Origin of the sequence: Neisseria sp. P0020.S003, assembly GCF_051957095.1 — a bacterium.
Taxonomy (GTDB): Bacteria; Pseudomonadota; Gammaproteobacteria; order Burkholderiales; family Neisseriaceae; genus Neisseria; species Neisseria subflava.
This window is the reverse complement of record NZ_JBQCWU010000120.1, coordinates 1-211: the sequence shown is the minus strand read 5'-3', so window position 1 is coordinate 211 and position 211 is coordinate 1. Positions and strand designations below refer to the sequence as shown.

Below are 211 nucleotides of genomic sequence, written 5' to 3'. Positions count from 1 at the left end.
TGCTTGCGGAGCATTCCATGGTTCAAAGCATGTCGCGAAAGGCGAACTGTTGGGACAATGCGCCGATGGAAAGCTTCTTTGCGATGTTGAAGACGGAGTGTTTCTATAACGCAGGTGAATTGACGGTAGATGAATTGATGAAGCAGATAGATGACTATATGGATTACTACAACCGGGAGCGTTGCAGTTTGAAATTGAAAAAGCTGAGTCC

At 45.5% G+C, this 211-nt stretch carries 1 protein-coding gene; it reads left to right on the top strand.

The window, feature by feature from the left end:
* Positions 1-17: 17 nt before the first annotated feature.
* The coding region (locus ACTHTQ_RS11620) for an IS3 family transposase (protein WP_440364004.1) at positions 18-211 on the top strand (194 nt) is incomplete at its 3' end.